The organism is Actinotalea endophytica (assembly GCF_025717005.1).
In the GTDB taxonomy this organism is placed as follows: domain Bacteria; phylum Actinomycetota; class Actinomycetes; order Actinomycetales; family Cellulomonadaceae; genus Actinotalea.
In genome coordinates, this window is sequence record NZ_JAOVZU010000002.1 from 100708 (window position 1) to 116625 (window position 15918).

13 protein-coding genes are annotated in these 15918 nt (G+C 74.0%); 5 read left to right on the forward strand and 8 right to left on the reverse strand.

The genetic code is table 11. From position 1 onward, the window contains the following. From OEB99_RS03590 to argC, 4 genes are read right to left on the reverse strand one after another with little or no spacing between them, the layout of a single operon-like run. A complete protein-coding gene (locus OEB99_RS03590; protein WP_263508387.1) occupies positions 1–1233 on the reverse strand; it encodes an acetylornithine transaminase in 1233 nt (410 codons plus the stop codon). Beyond that, a complete protein-coding gene (argB, locus tag OEB99_RS03595) occupies positions 1230–2216 on the reverse strand; it encodes an acetylglutamate kinase (RefSeq protein ID WP_263508388.1) in 987 nt (328 codons plus the stop codon). The genes OEB99_RS03590 and argB overlap by 4 nt, the downstream gene beginning before the upstream one ends. Before the next feature lie 7 nt (positions 2217–2223). Next, complete coding sequence (gene argJ, locus OEB99_RS03600) at positions 2224–3387, reverse strand: bifunctional glutamate N-acetyltransferase/amino-acid acetyltransferase ArgJ (RefSeq protein WP_263508389.1); 1164 nt, start codon at positions 3385–3387, stop codon at positions 2224–2226. Next, a complete protein-coding gene (gene argC, locus OEB99_RS03605; RefSeq protein WP_411910653.1) occupies positions 3384–4439 on the reverse strand; it encodes an N-acetyl-gamma-glutamyl-phosphate reductase in 1056 nt (351 codons plus the stop codon). Before argC ends, argJ begins: the two co-directional genes overlap by 4 nt. A gap of 88 nt (positions 4440–4527) precedes the next feature. Here argC and OEB99_RS03610 point away from each other — a divergent pair, with 88 nt between their 5' ends. Both OEB99_RS03610 and OEB99_RS03615 read left to right on the forward strand, forming a co-directional pair. After that, positions 4528–5514 (forward strand): quinone oxidoreductase family protein, encoded by a 987-nt coding sequence (locus tag OEB99_RS03610; protein WP_263508393.1) that lies wholly within the window; start codon positions 4528–4530, stop codon positions 5512–5514. Positions 5515–5631: 117 nt separating this feature from the next. After that, positions 5632–6933, forward strand: a complete 1302-nt coding sequence (locus OEB99_RS03615; protein WP_263508394.1) for a TrpB-like pyridoxal phosphate-dependent enzyme — start codon at positions 5632–5634, stop codon at positions 6931–6933. Between the two features lie 63 nt (positions 6934–6996). Here OEB99_RS03615 and OEB99_RS03620 read toward each other — a convergent pair whose 3' ends face one another. The 3 genes from OEB99_RS03620 to pheS are packed head-to-tail and all read right to left on the reverse strand — an operon-like array spanning position 6997 to position 12277. Beyond that, positions 6997–8577 carry an outer membrane protein assembly factor BamB family protein gene (locus OEB99_RS03620; protein ID WP_263508395.1) on the reverse strand — a complete coding sequence of 527 codons (1581 nt, stop codon included), beginning with the start codon at positions 8575–8577 and terminating at the stop codon, positions 6997–6999. A 20-nt stretch (positions 8578–8597) separates the two neighbouring features. Next, a complete protein-coding gene (gene pheT / locus OEB99_RS03625) occupies positions 8598–11201 on the reverse strand; it encodes a phenylalanine--tRNA ligase subunit beta (protein WP_263508397.1) in 2604 nt (867 codons plus the stop codon). Further along, positions 11201–12277, reverse strand: a complete 1077-nt coding sequence (pheS, locus tag OEB99_RS03630) for a phenylalanine--tRNA ligase subunit alpha (RefSeq protein WP_263508398.1) — start codon at positions 12275–12277, stop codon at positions 11201–11203. Before pheS ends, pheT begins: the two co-directional genes overlap by 1 nt. A gap of 297 nt (positions 12278–12574) precedes the next feature. Here pheS and OEB99_RS03635 point away from each other — a divergent pair, with 297 nt between their 5' ends. Genes OEB99_RS03635 through OEB99_RS03645 form a run of 3 tightly spaced genes read left to right on the forward strand, consistent with a single transcriptional unit; the run spans position 12575 to position 15317 of the window. After that, on the forward strand, positions 12575–12823 hold the full coding sequence (locus OEB99_RS03635; protein ID WP_263508399.1) for a FeoA family protein: 249 nt from the start codon (positions 12575–12577) through the stop codon (positions 12821–12823). After that, on the forward strand, positions 12820–14757 hold the full coding sequence (feoB, locus tag OEB99_RS03640; RefSeq protein WP_263508400.1) for a ferrous iron transporter B: 1938 nt from the start codon (positions 12820–12822) through the stop codon (positions 14755–14757). The genes OEB99_RS03635 and feoB overlap by 4 nt, the downstream gene beginning before the upstream one ends. Further along, positions 14754–15317 carry a NifU family protein gene (locus OEB99_RS03645; RefSeq protein WP_263508401.1) on the forward strand — a complete coding sequence of 188 codons (564 nt, stop codon included), beginning with the start codon at positions 14754–14756 and terminating at the stop codon, positions 15315–15317. Before feoB ends, OEB99_RS03645 begins: the two co-directional genes overlap by 4 nt. Here the strand turns inward: OEB99_RS03645 and thpR are convergent. After that, positions 15284–15883, reverse strand: a complete 600-nt coding sequence (gene thpR / locus OEB99_RS03650) for an RNA 2',3'-cyclic phosphodiesterase (protein WP_263508403.1) — start codon at positions 15881–15883, stop codon at positions 15284–15286. The genes OEB99_RS03645 and thpR overlap by 34 nt on opposite strands. Positions 15884–15918 lie beyond the last annotated feature (35 nt).

Sequence of the window (15918 nt, forward strand, 5' to 3'; positions counted from 1 at the left end):
TCAGGAGTCCTCCAGGTCGGCGGGCGTGAGCCCGGTCAGGAAGTCGACGAACGGGCTCACCTGGTCCCAGGTGAGGATCAGCGGCGGCGCGAGGCGCACGGTGTCCGGCGTCACCGGGTTGACCACGAAGCCCGCGCCCAACGCCAGCTCGGCCACCCGGGCCGCCGCGGGGGCGACCAGCTGCGCACCGAGCAGCAGACCGGTGCCGCGGACCTCGGCGACCACGGGTGCCTGGGCGAGGGCGGCGGTGAGCCGGGCACCGAGCTCACGGACGTTCGCCAGCAGGCCGTCGCGCTCGATCACGCCGAGCGTCGCGAGCCCGGCGGCCGCGGCGACCGGGTTGCCGCCGAAGGTCGTGCCGTGCTGCCCCGGGTTGAGCAGGCTCCCGGCCGCACCGAACCCGACGACCGCACCGATCGGGAACCCGCCCCCGAGCCCCTTGGCCAGGGTCATCACGTCGGGTCGCACGCCCGCGCCGACGTCGGGGTGCTGGAAGGCGAACCACGACCCGGTGCGACCGATCCCGGTCTGCACCTCGTCGAACGCGAGCAGCGCGCCGTACTCGTCCGCGAGCGCGCGCGCCCGCGCGAGGTAGCCGCGCGGCAACGGGCGGACTCCCGCCTCGCCCTGGATGGGCTCCAGCACGATCGCGGCGACGTCGTCACCCATCGCGTCCTCGAGAGCACCCACGTCACCGAACGGCAGGAACTCCACCCCACCCGGGAGCGGCTCGAACGGTTCGCGGTAGGCGGCCTTGTGCGTCAGGGCGAGCGCACCCATCGTCCGGCCGTGGAACGCCCCCTCCTGGGCGAGGATCCTCGGCCGGCCGGTCCGCCGCGCGATCTTCACCAGGCCCTCGACCGCCTCGGTGCCGGAGTTGGTGAAGAAGACCCGTGAGCCGTCCGGGGCCTCGCTCAACGCGAGCAGGCGTTCGGCGAGCGCCACCTGGGTCGGCGTCGCGAAGAAGTTCGAGACGTGCCCGAGCGTGCCGAGCTGCGCGCTGATCGCCGCGGTGAGGGTCGGGTGGGCGTGACCGAGCACGTTCACGGCGATGCCGCCGAGCAGGTCGAGGTACCGCCGGCCGTCGGCGTCCCACACGTAGGGGCCTTCACCGCGGACGAGCACCAGACGCGGTGGGCCGAACGTGTTCATGAGTGCTGCGCCGTAGCGCTGCTTCCACTGCTCGGAGGTCGCCGGGGCGCCGGCCGTGGTCCGTGCGAGGTCGCCGCTCATCCGACCGGTCCGATCTGCCGCCGGACCACCGGGGTCGAGCCCGTGAGGTCGTCCGGCAGCACCATCGTCCCCACCCCGAGGGTGGTGAAGACCTCCATCAGGACCGAGTGCGCCTGGCGGCCGTCGACGACGTGCGCCTGAGGCACGCCACCGCGGACCGCGCGCAGGCAGGCCTCCATCTTCGGCACCATCCCGGACTCGAGCGACGGCAGCAGGCGTTCGAGCGCGGACACCCGGATCTGCTTGAGCAGCGACGACCGGTCGGGCCAGTCGGTGTAGAGGCCCTCGACGTCCGTGAGCACGATGAGCTTGCGGGCCCGCAGCGCGACCGCGAGGGCCGCCGCCGCGGTGTCGGCGTTCACGTTCAGGACCTGGGTGGGGTCGTCGATGTCCGGCGCGACGGTGGACACCACCGGGATGCGGCCCGCGTCGAGCAGGTCGCGCACCGCCCGCGGGTCCACGTCGACCACGTCGCCGACGTGCCCCACGTCCACCGGCTCGCCGTCGACGATCGCCGATCGACGCTGCGCCTTGAGCAGGCCGCCGTCCTCACCGGACAGCCCGACCGCGTACGGGCCGTGCGCGTTCAGCAGCCCGACGAGCTCGCGGGAGACCTGGCCGGTGAGCACCATCCGCACGACGTCCATGGACTCGGCCGTCGTGACCCGCAGCCCGCCGCGGAACTCCGACGGGATGCTGAGCCGGTCGAGCATCGCGGTGATCTGCGGACCGCCGCCGTGCACGACGACCGGGTGCAGGCCGACCTGCCGCAGGAACACCATGTCCTGCGCGAAGGCCCGCTTGAGCTCGTCGTCGATCATCGCGTTGCCGCCGTACTTGATGACGAGCAGCGCACCGTTGAACTCCTGCAGCCACGGGAGCGCCTCGATGAGCACCTCGGCCTTCTGGTCGGGGCGCAGGTCGGTGCGGGTGTTGAAGACGAAGTCGTCCGGCACCGGGGGCAGGTCAGGGTCGAGGGTCATCGTCCGCTCATGTCGAGTAGGCACTGTTCTCATGGACGTAGGCGTGCGTGAGGTCGTTGGTCCACACCGTGGCCTCCGCATCGCCGGCGTGCAGGTCGATGTCGATCCGCACCTCGCGGGCCGAGGCGAGGTCGACGAGCTCTCGCGGCTCGCCGACGCCGCCCGCACGGCAGACCATCACACCGTTGATCGCCACGTCCACCGTCTCGGCGTCGAACTCCGCGACCTCGACGGGGACCGTACCGACCTGGGCGAGCACGCGGCCCCAGTTCGGGTCGTTGCCGAAGACGGCGGCCTTGAGCAGGTTCGAGCGGGTCACCGCGCGCCCCACCGCGACCGCCGCGGTCTCGCTCTGCGCCCCGGCCACGTGCACCGCGATGTCGTGCGTCGCGCCCTCCGCGTCGGCGACCAGCTGACGGGCCAGCGACGCGCAGACCTCGGTGACCGCGCCGGTCAGCGCCGGGAGGTCCGCCGCGACGCCGGACGCGCCCGAGGCGAGCAGCACCACGGTGTCGGACGTCGACATGCAGCCGTCGGAGTCGATCCGGTCGAACGTGACCCGAGTGGCCTCGCGCAGCGCCGCATCGGCGTCGGCCCGGTCGACGACCGCGTCCGTGGTGAGGACGACGAGCATGGTCGCCAGGGCCGGAGCGAGCATGCCCGCACCCTTGGCCATCCCGCCGACGGTCCAGCCGTCGCGGGCGGCGACCGCCTGCTTCACGACCGTGTCGGTCGTCATGATCGCCTCGGCCGCCGCGACGCCGCCGTCGGCGCTCAGGCCGGCCGCGGCGACCTCGACCCCGGCCAGCAGGGCGTCGATCGGCAGCCGCTCACCGATCAGGCCGGTCGAGCAGACCACGACGTCACCGGGCGACACGTCGAGCGCCGCGGCCACCGTCTCGGCGGTGCGGTGCGTGTCGAGGAAGCCCTCCGGGCCGGTGCACACGTTCGCGCCACCCGAGTTCAGCACCACGGCGTGCACGACCCCGTCGGCGACCACCTGACGTGACCACGTGACCGGGTGACCCACGACACGGTTCGAGGTGAACACGGCGACGCCGACGTGCTCGGGACCGTCGTTGACCACGAGCGCGAGGTCCGGGCGACCGGACGCCTTCAGACCGGCCGTGACGCCGGTGGCGCGGAAGCCCTGCGGGGTGGTGACGCTCACGGGGCGACTCCCTCGACGGTGAGCCCGGTGGCCTCCGGAAGGCCGAGGGCGAGGTTCATGGACTGCACCACGGCGCCCGCGGTGCCCTTGGCCAGGTTGTCGAGTGCGGCCACGGCCACGACGGCGCCGGCGCGCTCGTCGACCGTCACCTGGACCAGGGCCGTGTTGGCTCCCACGGTGGCTGCGGTGCCCGGCCACTGGCCCTCGGGGAGGAGCTGGACGAACAGCTCGCCCGCATAGGCGTCCTGCCACGCGGCGCGGACCGCCGCAGCGTCCGCGCCGGGTGCGAGCGGCGCGGTGACGGTCGCCAGGACACCGCGGGACATCGGCACGAGGACCGGGGTGAAGGTCAGCCGGACGTCGGCCGCGCCGGCCACCCGCAGGTTCTGCTCGATCTCCGGGATGTGCCGGTGGGTGCCACCGACCGCGTACGGCACGGCCGTGCCGAGCCCCTCCGAGGCGAGCAGATGCGTCTTCAGCGTCCGGCCGGCGCCCGAGTAGCCGACGGCGAGCGTCGCCGAGAGCGCGGTCGGGTCCACCAGGCCGGCCGCGACGCCGGGCTGGATCGCGAAGGTCACCGCCGAGGCGTTGCAGCCGGGGGCCGCGACCCGACGTGCACCGCGGAGCACGTCGCGCTGCCGTGAGCCGTCCGCGTGGATCAGCTCGGGCACCCCGTACGGCCAGGTGCCGGCGTGGTCGCTGTGGTAGTAGGCCCGCCAGGCTTCCGGGTCCACGAGGCGGTGGTCGGCTCCGCAGTCCAGCACGAGGGGGTCGGCGCCCGACGCGGCGAGCTCCGCCGCCACGGCACCCGACGCACCGTGCGGGAGCGCCAGGACCACCACGTCGTGCCCCGAGAGCACCTCCGCAGTGGTCGGCTCGAGCACGCGGTCGGCCAGCGAGCGCAGCTGGGGCTGGTGGGCACCGAGGAGGTCACCCGCGTTGGAGTGCGCGGTCACGGCGCCGATCTCGATCTCGGGGTGCGCGACGAGCAGGCGCAGCACCTCGCCGCCTGCGTATCCACTGGCCCCGGAGACCGCCACCCGCACCGTCATGTGCATGACTATACACACGGATGCATACCGCGTGCTCCGGCCGGCTGATCCCATCGCGCGGCGTGTCGGCGCGCGGTTGACTGGACCCATGCGCGCTGTCCAGGCCACCGCCCCCGGCGGTCCCGAGGTCCTGTCCGTCGTCGAGCTGCCGGAGCCCCAGCCGGGTGCCGGCCAGGTCGTCGTCCGACTCGCCGCGGCCGGCCTGAACTTCATCGACACGTACCGCCGCGAAGGTCGGTACCCGATGCCGTTCCCGCACACCGTGGGCAGCGAGGGCGCCGGAACGGTGGTCGCGGTCGGCCCGGACGCGGGCGACGTGGCCGTGGGCGACCGGGTCGCCTGGCTGGACGGCAACGACGGCTCGTACGCCGAGCTCGTGACCGTGCGCGCCGAGCGAACCGTGCCCGTGCCGGACGACGTCGGGCTCGACCTCGCCGCTGCGGTCATGCTCCAGGGCTCGACCGCGCACTACCTCGCGAACGACACCGCACCGGTCCGGCCCGGCCAGGACGTCCTCGTGCACGCCGGGGCGGGTGGGGTCGGGCTGCTGCTCACACAGCTCGCCACCGCGATGGGCGCACGCGTGCTCACCACGGTCTCCACCGACGAGAAGGCCGAGCTGTCCCGCGACGCCGGGGCCGCCGAGGTGCTGCGCTACGACCTGCTCGGCGACCTCGCCACCGAGCTGCCCGCCTGGGTGCGCGGGCACACCGCGGGCGCGGGCGTGCACACGGTGTTCGACGGCGTCGGCAGGGCGACGTTCGACGCCTCGCTCGCAAGCCTGCGCACGCGCGGCATGCTCGTGCTGTTCGGCGGGTCCAGCGGCGCGGTGCCACCGTTCGACCCGATGCGCCTGCAGCATGCCGGCTCGGTCTTCCTCACGCGGCCCACGCTCGGCGCATACGTGCGCGACCGCGACGAGCTCCGCGCCCGCACCGACGACCTGTTCGCGCACGTGGGCGCAGGCACGCTCGACGTACGGATCGGGGTGCGCTTCCCGCTGGAGAGTGCCGCCGACGCGCACCGCGCGCTCGAGGGACGGATGACCACCGGCAAGGTCCTGCTCGTTCCCTGAAACGTTCACCGGGCAGCGGGCCCGCGACGCTAGGGTTTCGGCACGCAGGCCGCCGGGTCTCGCCGGTCGGCCGTCATCGCTGACGCGCGCGCCGTCGCGCCGAGCCGGAGGGCACCCATGACCGACTCCCCCGCCCCCTCGACCGCTCCCGAACCGCTGGGTTCGGTGGTGCCGTCCGCGGTGCCGACCCACTGGTACAACCTCTCGGCGGACCTGCCCGAGCCCGTGCCGCCGGCGCTGAACCCCGGTACCAGGGAGCCGCTCGGGCCCGCCGACCTCGCGCCGCTGTTCCCGATGGCGCTGATCATGCAGGAGGTCGCGACCGAGCGGTACATCGAGATCCCGCAGGCCGTCCGCGAGGTCTACGCGCTGTGGCGGCCGTCGCCGCTGATCCGGGCGATGCGGCTCGAGCGGGCGCTCGGCACCCCGGCGCGGATCTACTACAAGTACGAGGGCGTCTCGCCGGCGGGGTCGCACAAGCCGAACACCGCGGTCGCGCAGGCGTACTACAACGCCGCCGAGGGCGTCACGAAGCTCACCACCGAGACCGGAGCCGGCCAGTGGGGCGCGTCGCTGTCGATGGCGTGCGCGCTGATGGGGATGGAGTGCGAGGTCTGGCAGGTCCGCGCGTCCTACGACCAGAAGCCGTACCGGCGCATGCAGATGGAGACCTACGGCGGGGTGTGCCATCCCTCGCCGTCGGAGCTCACCGAGGCCGGGCGCGCGATGCTCGCGAAGGACCCGGAGACCACGGGGTCGCTCGGCATGGCGATCAGCGAGGCGGTCGAGGTCGCGGCGAAGGACCCGAAGGCGCACTACTCGCTGGGCAGCGTGCTCAACCACGTGCTGCTGCACCAGACGGTGATCGGCCAGGAGGCGCTCGCCCAGCTCGACGAGATCGGCGAGACCGCCGACATCGTGTTCGGCTGCGCCGGCGGCGGGTCCAACCTCGCGGGGCTGTCCTTCCCGTTCCTCGGCCGCAACCTGCGCGACGGGGCGACGACCAAGGTGGTCGCGTGCGAGCCGGCGTCCTGCCCGTCGCTCACCCAGGGCGAGTACCGCTACGACTTCGGTGACGTCGCGGGCCTGACGCCGCTGCTCAAGATGCACACGCTCGGCAAGGACTTCGTGCCGCCGCCGATCCACGCGGGCGGGCTGCGGTACCACGGGATGGCGCCGATGGTCTCGCACGCCAAGGAGCTCGGGCTGCTCGACGCGATCGCGATCGACCAGGACACCGCGTTCGCCGCCGGTCTGGAGTTCGCGCGGGCCGAGGGCATCATCCCGGCGCCGGAGTCGACCCACGCGGTGGCCGGCGCCGTCGCCCACGCACGGCGGGCCACCACCGACGAGGTGATCGTCATCGGCCTGTCCGGCAACGGAGTCCTCGACCTGCCGGCCTACGCCGACTACGTCTGAGCCGATGAACGCGACGGCCGGGGCCCACCGGGTCCTGGCCGTCGCGTCGCCAGGGTGCCCACGTCACCCCAGACCGACGACCTCCTCGCCGGTCGACGCCACGAGGTGGTGGTCGACGACCGTGAGCTCGACCGTGCTCGGCGGCAACGCCGCCCGCCACACCTGCGTGCCGTCGAGAACCCTGCGCGCGACCAGCTCCTCCCCGCCGCCGTCCGCGAGCACCGGCAGCAGCACGACCTGACCGTCGGTCAGCGCCGGGTGGGTCACGTGCGTGTCCACCGGCACCCACCAGAGCACGTCGCCCGTCGCCACGTCGAGCGCGGTCACGGTGGCGCCGTCGTCGAGCAGGAGCACACCGTTGACGAGTGCCTGGGCAGTCACCGTCGGCGCCCCCGCGTACGGTCGGGACCAGCGGCTCCGGCCGCTGCGCAGGTCCAGACCGCGCAACCGTTCCCCGTCGGCGGTCATCACGACGAGGACGTCGTCGTCCGAGCCGTCGGTGATGGCCGGGACGAGCGGTGGACCCGGCAGGCTGAACGGGTAGCTGCGGTCCCCCCGGCTCACCCGACCGAGTCCGTAGGCCCGGTCCGGGGACCACGACCAGGTCGCCTCAGCAGCGCCCGGCAGGGCGTACCCCTCATGTCGGACCAGATCGTCACTGGCGGTCGCGAGGTCGACCGGCTCACCGGTCGCCAGGCTGACGCCGACGTCGCCGACGACGAGCGAGTGCTCCATCAGGTCGACGGCAGGCTGGGTCCGGCCGACGGCCACCGGCCACCGACTCGTGTACTCCCACCGCGGGCTCCCGTCCGCCACGTCCCAGCGGGCCGCGCCGAGCCTCCCGTCCGGGTGTATCGCCGCGACCAGCAGGTCGCGGTCCAGAGGCACCACGGTCAGGAGCGTGCCGTCGACGGCGATCGTCCGGGCCACGACACCCGTGCCCGGGTCCACGATGAGCACACGGACCTGGGTCGAGGGGGCAGAACCTGAGATCAGCGAGCCGTCGATGCCCGCAACGCAGGCGACCGGGACCTCGCGGGCGGACTCGTCGACCGGCGTGCCCCCGGGGCGAAGCCCTTCGTCGACCGTGCGGCACCGCAGCACGACGTCGTCCCCGGCCGACGGCGTCATCCACACGGCCTCACCGGTCGCCGGGTCCACCCGCTGGAGCGAGCCGTGCGGCGCACCCGCCAGCAGCAAGGCGTCGGCCCGGTCGCTGACCAGCTGTCCGGACGCGCGCCACTGCTCGACGGGGGGCTCCGCCGTCGAGGCGACGAAGCCCGGTGTCGCCTCGACGGCCGCGAGCCGTGCCGCCTCGTGCCTGGCGTCCATGACCTTCGCCGCGATCACCGACCCGAGGATCACCACGCCGGCGACCACCGCCGACGTCACCAGACGACGCCGGCCGACCCGGCGCAGGAGCCTGGCGGCTGCGCCCCCGTCGTCCTGCGGCGGCGGGCCGGGCGGTTCGGACTCGACCTTCGGGTCGCCCGGTGAGCCGGCCCGCAGTGCGATCGCCTCGAGCGCGATCTCGTGCAGGAGCGCCAGGAACTCGTCCGGGGGCTCCTCGGCGAGGTCGTCCTCCAGGAAGATGACGTCGATCGTGTCGACGTCGTCGTCGAGCTGCGACCGGTGCCGGCGCATGCCGCCAGACTAGAACGGCCTCAGGAACGCAGCACCGCTCCGCACCGACGGGCCGCCTCGGCCACGGCGGACTCGCGCACGGCGACGATCTCGTCGTTCGTGAGCGTGCGGTCCGCGGCCCGCAGACGCAGCGCGAAGGCGAGCGACTTCGTGCCCGTGCCGAGCTGGGCGCCGGTGTAGACGTCGAACAGCCGCAGGTCCTCGAGCACGTCGCCCGCGACCGACGTCGTCGCGCCGGTCCGCACCGCCTCGGTGAGCTCGGCAGCTGTCACCGACGCATCGACGACGAAGGCGAGGTCCTCCTTGGCGAGCGGGAACGTCGACACGGGTACCGCCTGGCGCGGCGCGTCCGGCGCGGCGTCGATCAGTGCGTCGAGGTCCACCTCGAAGGCGACCGCACGCGGCGGCAGGTCCAGGGCGCCGACCACGCTCGGGTGCAGCTCGCCGGCGTGGCCGATCACCCGGCCGTCGACCAGCACCTCCGCGCACCGGCCCGGGTGCCACGGCATCGCGTCGGCGGCGCGCACCTCGACGGCGGCGCCGACGGTGCGGGCCACCAGCCGCACGGCCTCGATCGCATCGGTGTGGTCGGCCGGCCGACCGGCCCCCCACCACCCGGCCGGCTCGCGCCGGCCGGCGAGCACGCCCGCGACGTGCCGGGGCTGGGTGGGCACCGCGGCGCGGATCTTCGCCACGACGTCGTCGCCCGGGTAGACCCCACCGGTCGGGGCCTCGGCCGCTGCGCCGTCGGCCACGGTCACCAGGCCGACCTCGAAGATGGCCAGGTCCGACTGACCGCGCGAGACGTTGCGTCGCGCCGTCTGCCCGAGGGTCAGCAGCACCGCGGTGCGCAGCTCCGGCTGGGTCTCGGCGAGCGGGTTGACCAGACGCACGGTCCGCCGCCGCGGGTCCTCGGCCGGCCAGCCCAGGGCGTCCATCTCAGCGGCACCCACGAACGGGTACGACAGGGTCTCGACCAGCCCGGCGTCGGCGAGCGCGTCGGCCACCCGACGCCGCATCCGCTGCGCGTGGGTGAACCCGCGCCCGGCCGGCGCGGTCGGCAGCACCGAGCCGATCCGGTCGTAGCCGGTCAGCCGCGCGACCTCCTCGACCAGGTCCACCGGCATCTGCAGGTCCGGGCGCCAGGACGGCACCGTGGCGTCGACCACGTCGCGGCCGCCCTCGGCCCGCACCTCCCCGAGGCCGCAGCCCAGGGCCCGCAGGGTGCCCAGGACCTCGTCGGCGGTGTAGGCGACGCCGACGACCCGCTCGGGCAGGTCGAGCGGCAGGGTGATCGTCACCTGCTCCACGGGCGAACCGACGTCGGTGAGCTCGTCGGTGATCTGCCCGCCGCCGTAGGTGGTGATGAGCTCGGCGCACCGGCGCACGGCGACCCGCTGCAGCTGGGGGTCGACCCCCCGCTCGAACCGCTTGGCCGCCTCCGACGGCAGCTTGTGCCGCCGCGAGGTGCGCGCCACCGTGATCGGGTCGAAGTGCGCGCCCTCGATGAGCAGGTCGGTCGTGACGGCCGTCACCTCGGTCTCGGCGCCACCCATCACACCGGCGAGACCCAGGATCCGCGAACCGTGGCCGCCCGCCGAGTCCGTGATGAGCAGGTCCTCGGGGTCCAGTCGCCGGGTCACGTCGTCCAGCGTGGTGAGCGTCTCCCCCGGGGCTGCACGGCGCACCACGATCGGTGCGACGAGCGAGGCGAGGTCGTAGGCGTGCAGCGGCTGGCCCAGGTCGAGCATGACGTAGTTCGTCACGTCCACCGCGAGCGAGATCGGCCGCATGCCCGCCTGGGTCAGGCGACGTTGCATCCAGCCCGGCGAGGGGCGCGTCGGGTCCACGCCGCGGACCACCTGGGCGACGAACCGGTCGCAGCCCGGCACGCCGTGGATCGGCGCCTCGTCGGCCGGCTCGACCGCGAACCCGCCCGGCGCCGGCGCGAGGTCCGCCGCGGTGGGCAGCGCGGGGTCGGTGAACTCCGCGCCGGTGGAGTGCGAGTACTCGCGGGCCACGCCACGCATCGAGAAGCAGTAGCCGCGGTCCGGCGTGACGTTGATCTCGAGCACCTCGTCGGCCAGGCCGAGCAGGGTGCGCGCGTCGGCACCGGGAACGACGGCCGCGGGGTCCATGCCGTAGCGCGCCATCACGTCGTCGTCGAGCACGAGGATCCCGGTGTGGTCGTCGCCGATGCCGAGCTCGCGGACCGAGCAGATCATGCCGTCGGACACGTGCCCGTAGGTCTTGCGCGCGGTGATGTGGAAGCCGCCCGGCAGCGTGGTGCCCGGCAGCGCGACCACCACGAGATCGCCGGCACCGAAGTTGTGCGCGCCGCAGATGATCCCGCGTGACGGGGGGCCGGCGGGGTCGACCGGGTTCGCCTCGTTGTGCTGCGGACCGACGTCCACGGTGCACCAGTGGATCGTCTTGCCGTTCTTCTGCGGCTCGCCCACCTCGGTGAGGACACGACCGACCACGAGCGGCCCGGTCACCTGGGCGCCGTGGATCTCCTCCTCCTCGAGGCCGACCTTCACCAGGTCGGCGGCGAGCGTCTCGGCCGTGGTGCCGGGGCGGAGCGCGACGTGCTCGCCCAGCCAGGTCAGCGGGATGCGCGGCATCAGATCGTCCCCTCGAGCTGGAGGGAGAACCGCACGTCGCCCTCGACGATGTCGTACATGTCGGCGATGCCGTGGCGCAGCATCAGCGTGCGCTCGATGCCCATGCCGAACGCGAACCCCTGGTAGAGGTCGGGGTCGACACCGACCGACCGGAGCACGTTCGGGTTGACCATCCCGCAGCCACCCCACTCGATCCAGCCCGGGCCGCCCTTCTTCTGCGGGAACCACAGGTCCATCTCGGCGCTCGGCTCGGTGAACGGGAAGAACGAGGGCCGCAACCGGGTGCGCGCCTCGGGCCCGAACATCGCGCGGGCGAAGTGGTCCAACGTGCCCTGCAGGTGCGCCATCGTCAGGCCCTTGTCGATCGCGAGGCCCTCGACCTGGTGGAACACCGGGCTGTGCGACGCGTCGAGCTCGTCGGTGCGGAAGGTGCGGCCCGGGCACGCCACGTAGACCGGCAGCTCACGCTCGAGCAGCGACCGTGCCTGGACCGGGGACGTGTGGGTGCGCAGCACGAGCCCCGACGCGCCGGCGTCCGGACCCTCGGGGTGCTCGACGAAGAACGTGTCCTGCATCTGCCGCGCAGGGTGGTCGACGCCGAAGTTCAAGGCGTCGAAGTTGAACCACTCGGCCTCGAGCTCAGGTCCCTCGGCGATCTCCCAGCCCATCCCGACGAAGAAGTCGGCGATCCGCTCCTGGATCCAGGAGATCGGGTGCCGGGCACCGGTCGCGCCGCGGTCGCTCGGGAGCGTGACGTCGACCGACTCCTCGCGCAGCACCCGCGCGTCGCGGTCCGCCTCGAGCTCGACGGTGCGGGCGGCGAGCGCCTGGTTCACGCGGCCACGGGCCGCGCCGACGCGCTTGCCGGCCTCGGCCTTGTCGGTGTGGGCCAGACCGCCGATCCCGCGGTTGGCCAGCGCGAGCGGGCTCCGGTCGCCCGCGTGGGCGATCCGGGCCTCCTTGAGAGCGTCCAGGTCTTCGGCGGCCGCGAACGCCGCGAGCGCGGCGTCGACGGCCGCCTGGACGCCCTCCGCATCGAGCGGCGACAGGGCTGGGACAGGGGTCTGGTCGGACATGACTGCCTTCCGGGCGGGTCGGGTGTGGTCGGAGCGGGCCCGCCGTGGGCACTCGGGATTCCCGGGCGCGGCTCAGCCGCGCGGCCCACCTGCGGGCCTGGTAAATCGGCGATCGCGCGCCACGCTGTCCACCACGGCCCACATCCTGCCACAGCGGGCCGTGCCGTCCTGGCCCGTCTCGCATCGCGCGAGCATGACTCACTGGCCCGGCCGGGACCGGGACTTTCCGCCCTCTCGGGTGAGGTAAGGCTGCACTAACTTCGTGCCATCCGCCCCGCTCGACGCCGAGGAGAACCGATGACGAGCACCGCCGCGGCCGAACGTTCGCTCGCCGGGCTGCGCACCGGCGACGCCGCCACCGTCGCGGCGATCTGCGAGACCTGCGACCCCGCGCTGCGCTGCCGGCTGCGCGACCTGGGCTTCACCGCTGGCACACCGGTGAGCTGCGTCCGGCGCGCACCGTTCGGCTCACCGATGGTCTACCGGATCGGCGAGACCGACCTGTGCCTGCGCCGCGGCCTCGCCGAGCTGGTGCTCGTCCGGTGACCGCCACCTGCCACGACCCGGCCCCGCACGCCGGCGCACCGGCCGGGACGGCGGACATCGCGCTCGTCGGGCCACCGAACACCGGCAAGTCGAGCGTCTTCAACCACCTCACCGGGATGCGGGTGAAGACCGCGAACTACCCGGGGGTCACGGTCACCCGCGCATCGGGCCGCGTCGAGGGCCGCGACGGGCTGCCCGACGTCATCCTGACCGACCTGCCCGGCACCTACGGCCTGACCCCGGTCAGCCCCGACGAGCAGGTGGTGGCGGACCACGTCGCCGGGCGGCTCGACGGCGCGGCCGCCCCGGACGCCCTCGTGCTCGTCGTCGACTCGACGACCCTGCGGCGCTCGATGCCCCTGATCGCGGCGGCGCTCGCGACCGGACGGCCCTGCGCGGTCGCCCTCACGATGACCGACGAGCTGCGCGGCCGGGCCGGCGACCTCGACCCCGTGGCCCTCGGCACCGCGCTCGGCGTACCCGTGCAGGAGGTCGTCGGGCACCGCGGACGCGGCGTCCCCGCGCTGCGCGCGACCATCCTCGGCTGGCGCTCGTGGGACCTGCCGGTCCTGCCGCCGCCGGTCGACGACGACCAGCAGCTCGAGGCCTGGACCTCGTCCGTGCTCGGCGCGGCCGCGTACCGGGCCCCGTCGCTGCCGGCACGCTCACGCGGGATCGACCGCGTGCTGCTCCACCCCGTCGGCGGGCTGGTCGCGTTCCTGCTCGTGATGGCCGCGTTCTTCCAGACGATCTTCACCGTGGCAGCGCCGCTGCAGGGACTCATCGAGACCGCGTTCGCGTGGCTGGCCGACCTCGCAGCGGCGTCGATCACCCAGCCCCTGCTGGCGGACCTGGTCGGCACCGCACTGATCGGCGGCGTCGGTGGGGTGCTCGTCTTCCTGCCCCAGATCGCTCTGCTCTTCCTGCTGCTCGCCGTGCTCGAGGGCTCGGGCTACCTGGCGCGGGCGGCCGTGCTGATGGACCGCGTGATGGCCCTCACCGGCCTCGACGGGCGAGCGTTCGTGTCGATGCTCTCCTCCGTGGCGTGCGCCGTGCCGGGGATCATGTCGACCCGCACCATGCCGTCGTCGCGGGACCGGCTCGCGACGATGCTCACCGCGCCCCTGATGCCGTGCGCCGCACGGCTTCCGGTGTACCTCCTGCTGGTCGTGATGCTCGTTCCCGGCACGGCGACCTGGGGCCCGTTCGGCGTGCAGGGCCTCGTGCTGCTCGGGCTGTACCTGCTCGGCGGTCTGTCCGCCCTCGTCGCCGCCGCGGTGCTGACCCGGACCACGCTGCGCGGCGGCGGGCTGCCGTTCTACCTGGAGCTGCCGCCCTACCGCGTCCCGTCATGGCGCACCGTGGCCCGCACGGTCGGCGGTGCGGTGGGCGCCTTCCTGCGCAAGATGGCCACCGTCATCCTGGTCTCGTCGCTCGTGCTGTGGGCTCTGATGTCGTTCCCGCTGCGCTCCGCGGAGACCGCCCAGATGCCCGAGGCCGAGGCGTCCGCCTACGTCCTCGACCACAGCTGGGCCGCGTCGCTGGGGCGCGCCGTCGAACCGGTCTTCGCCCCCCTCGGGTTCGACTGGCGCACCGACGTCGGCCTGATCGGCGCCATGGCGGCGCGCGAGGTGTTCGTCTCCACGATGGGGCAGGTCGCCGCGGCGGAGGATCCCGACAACCCGGCGGACGCACTGGCCGGTCTCACCTGGAGCGACGGACCGCGCGCCGGGGAACCCCTGTTCACGCCGCCGACCATCGCGGCCCTGCTCGTGTTCTTCGTGTACGCCCTGCAGTGCTTCGCGACCATCGCGGTGATGCGCCGGGAGTCGAACTCGTGGCGGTGGCCACTGCTCGCGTTCGTCGGGATGGGCGCCGCGGCGTGGATCATGGCGTGGCTCGCCCGCACGGTCGTGGCGGCGGTGGCCGGATGACCGCCGGTCCGATCGCCGTCCACCCGGAGCGCACCACGGACGAGGCGACGCTGCTCTGGCGCTTCGGCGCCGGCGGGCCACCCCAGGGCGCCGCCTGGACCGCCGCGATCGAGCACGCCCTGGCCCCGCTGCAGGCGAGCGGCGTCGTCAGCACCACGGTGTGCCGGGCCGACGCCGTCGCCGTGACGCTCACCCCGGGGCTCCCCTGGATCGCCCACGCGGCCGCGGTTCGTGGCGCGCTGCAGGCCGCCGCCGAAGCCCTCGCCGGTGCGCCCGACGACCCCGGGCTCCGGCGAGAGCTCCTCGCCGACGCGGCACGTGACGCCGTCGACCGCGTGGTCGGCCCCTATGCGGCGGGCCACGGCGGCGCGGTCGAGATCGTGGAGGTGACGACGGAGGTCGTCCGGCTGACCCTGTCGGGCGCGTGCCACGGCTGCCCGGCCGCGGCCCTGACGGTGCACGCGCGACTCGAGCACCTGATCCGCTCACGTGCCCCGTGGCTCGACCACGTCGAGGTGGCCGGCCTTCAGCCGAGCCTCGCGCTGGCCCGCACCGCGTAGCGAGGTCCGCCACCGCGGCCCTGACCCGGCCAGGACTCCTCGACGAGCAGCTCGCCCACCCGCCACGACGGCCCCTCGTACAACGCCAACGCGTGGACCAGGTGGTCGACCGGACCGGGGAGCCGGGACCGGTCGCGCGCGCACGCCCGGCGCGCGGCCGAGCCGTCGTCGACCACCCGTCCCACGGTGAGGTGCGGACGCATCCGCTCGCGCGTGTCGCGGAACGAGCTGACCAGCTCCCCGGCCTGCCGCAGTGCGGCGGCGAGCGTCGCCATGGCCTCGGTCTGCCCCGAGGTGCCGATCCACATCGTCCGCCCGGAGAACACGCCCGCGCCGCGCAGTCGCAGCTCGAAGGGCGTCGTGCGTGCGGCGACCTCCGCGACGGCCCCGAGCAGGTCCGGTACGGCGCCCTCCGGCACCTCGCCGAAGAAGGCCACCGTGAGGTGCCAGTTCTCCTCGGCGGTCCACCGCACCGGGGCGTCGACGCCCGCCGTGGTCAGGGCGAGGGCGTCGCGCAGGTGATCGAGCACGGGCACGGGCGGGCGGACCGAGGCGAACAGGCGCACGACGCTCAGGATGCCAGGCGTCCTCGCCCCCGGTC